Here is a 1,346-nt window from a genome sequence, read left to right as displayed (position 1 = left end):
CGCCGACCAACCGCACCAGCAGCATCCACCATCAACGCCGCAGCCGGCAACGTCGCAGCCGCACTCCCCAACAACGCCCGACGCGAAATCGTCCTACGAGAAACCACAACAGCCTCCAGACGCACATCAACCGAACAGACCACGAACTAGCTCATAATTTGGCACCTCCACGGTTAGTACGGTTGGTGATCAAAACAGGCCTTCGATCGATCCCTCGATAGTGCCGTTAGTTCAATCGGTGATGGCGATTCTGGCCACACTCTTGGGCAATGCCTCATAGCGGTGCCCAGGCTCAACCGCGACAACGATCTCCCGGAATCTCGGATCGTCCGCTTGGCGCCGCGCGAACGTGCGGATGGGGACGGTCACCCGGGTTGCTCTAGCGGGGATGACCGCAACCCGGCTCAGACCTCCGTAGTCGTATCGTTCTCGGGCCGAGCCGCTGACGTCGTAGGCGATGGCGAGCGGGGTCGAGGCGTCTCCGCCGGCGCGGGTGAAGACCAGCTGCGCGTCGTCGCCACCGGAAACCGACGACGACTGCGCAGTCACCTTGACCTTGGCCCGATTGTCGGCAGCCGCGGTCCGCACGGTCAGGTCGTAGTCGACCGGTGGGTTCTCACCGGTATCAACGTCGACACCGTGGGGGTTGACGACGGTGATGGTGCCGTGGACGTTGGTGAGTGTCGCTGTGCCATCGGGGTCGTATTGAGCCTCTCGGTGGGCACGAAGTAGCAGTGGGGGTTGGTCGGTGACGAAGACGAGGTCGTCGAATATCAGCCCGCCGAATGCCTGCTGCAAACCCGACGAGACCACGATCGGCTCGTAGCTCTGCGCGGCGTTGCCCCAGTTCCAGACGGTGTTGCGGGTGAAGTGCATTTCCACACCGTTGGCGTCGTTGTTGAAGCTACCGATAGCACTCGAGGCTGGTTCGACGTTGAGTAGCGAGTCCCGGACCTCGATCTTGCCCGTCACACCGTTACGGGCACTGGTCATGAACACCGCACTCGGAAGCTGCCGCGACTCCCCCATGTGATGAGAAACCGTAGCCCGGTCAATCAGAACGGATACCGGCGCCGATGTCTGATCCAGCGCACTCAAGATCACCGACACACCCCGGGTGATATTCCCCTCGAACACACAATCCGTCATCGTAATATTGGATATACGCTCATCCGCGAAATTCGGCTCAAAGTCCACACCCGACTCCGGAAGCGTCCCCTGCGTCTGCGAGAACTGACACCCTTCAACAACCAGCCCATCAACCGAGATCACACTAAGCGCGTTGCGCCGGTTGTTATCACACACCAAATCACGCAACACCACATTCGAGCAATACGCCGACTGAT

The 1,346-nt window shown here is 60.5% G+C and carries 1 protein-coding gene; it reads right to left on the bottom strand.

The window, feature by feature from the left end; genetic code table 11:
• Positions 1-231: 231 nt before the first annotated feature.
• Positions 232-1,149: a hypothetical protein gene (locus tag G8760_RS29685; protein WP_166356434.1), complete on the bottom strand. Its 918-nt coding sequence runs from the start codon at positions 1,147-1,149 to the stop codon at positions 232-234.
• Positions 1,150-1,346: the final 197 nt, after the last annotated feature.

The organism is Phytoactinopolyspora limicola (assembly GCF_011320225.1).
In the GTDB taxonomy this organism is placed as follows: domain Bacteria; phylum Actinomycetota; class Actinomycetes; order Jiangellales; family Jiangellaceae; genus Phytoactinopolyspora; species Phytoactinopolyspora limicola.
This window is presented reverse-complemented; position numbering and strand designations above follow the sequence as displayed.